Raw genomic sequence first — 1,094 nt, forward strand, 5'->3', positions numbered from 1 at the left:
GGCGCCGACCGGGGCAGCAGCGGAACCGGCTGCGCCGTACGGGTGACGGTCGGGGCGGGCGCGGCGCCCGGCACGGCACCCGGCGCGGCGCCCAGGCTCTCAGGGCCGGCGGGCCCCGGGCTCAAGGCGGCGCTCAGCCTGGCGGGCGTCGGGGCCCGGGGCGGCGCTCAGACCTGGCGGGCGTCGGTGCCCAGGGCGCTCTCGATGCCCTGGACCATCCGCCACAGCGGCGCCCGGCGGCTGGCGACCAGGACCACGACGTCCTCGGACTCGCCCTCGGCGGCGGCCTCGGCCGGGCGGTCGCTCCAGGTGCCGGTGACGAAGGCCATCGCCGCGTCCACCTCGGCCACCCAGTCGCTCTCCCCGCCCGAGCGCAGCCAGGTGCGCAGGGCGTGGTTGTGCGCGGAGACGACGGCCGCGGCGATCACGTCCGCGCGCAGCGGGCCGTCCGGGCGGTCTGCGAAGCGGCCGCGCAGGTAGGCGGCGAGGGTGTGCTCGTAGCGCCAGACCACGGACAGCTCGTACGCGCGCAGACCGGGCACCTTGCGGGTCAGCCGGTAGCGCTGGACGGAGAAGGACGGCTGCTCGGCGTACATCCGCAGGACCAGGCGGGCGGCGTCGCAGGCGTGCTTGACCGGGTCCTCCTCGCCGGTGCCGGAGTCCAGGAACTCCGTCATCTCGGCGAGGCTGCGCTCGTGGTCGGGGAAGACCACGTCCTCCTTGGCCGGGAAGTAGCGGAAGAAGGAGCGCCGGCCGACGCCGGCCAGCGAGACGATGTCGTCGATCGTCGTCTGTTCGAAGCCGCGCTCCAGGAAGAGCTCGAAGGCCGCGGCCACCAGCGCCTCGCGCATCGCCGGCTTCGAGGGCCCGTCAGTCATGGGCTGGTCCTGCTCTTCCTTCTCGCTCATTCACCGGAACCTAACATCCGCGCCCGCGTGCGGCGCCGACGGCCGAGCCGCGCTCGGGCCCGGCCGTCGGTGCCGCTCGTGGGTGGGGCGTGGGGCCTACGGGAGGTTGCGGGCCATCACGATCCGCTGGACCTGGTTGGTGCCCTCGTAGATCTGCGTGATCTTCGCGTCACGCATCATCCGCTC

The 1,094-nt window shown here is 74.5% G+C and carries 2 protein-coding genes; both read right to left on the minus strand.

The annotated features are described in order from the left end of the window. Positions 1-167: 167 nt before the first annotated feature. Positions 168-851: a TetR family transcriptional regulator gene (locus tag ABZW03_RS41180; RefSeq protein ID WP_355270046.1), complete on the minus strand. Its 684-nt coding sequence runs from the start codon at positions 849-851 to the stop codon at positions 168-170. Positions 852-1,004: 153 nt separating this feature from the next. Further along, positions 1,005-1,094, minus strand: a 90-nt coding sequence (locus ABZW03_RS41185) for an acyl-CoA dehydrogenase family protein (protein ID WP_144385854.1), incomplete at its 5' end; no start/stop codon positions are given.

Source organism: Kitasatospora sp. NPDC004799 (assembly GCF_040609095.1).
In the GTDB taxonomy this organism is placed as follows: domain Bacteria; phylum Actinomycetota; class Actinomycetes; order Streptomycetales; family Streptomycetaceae; genus Kitasatospora.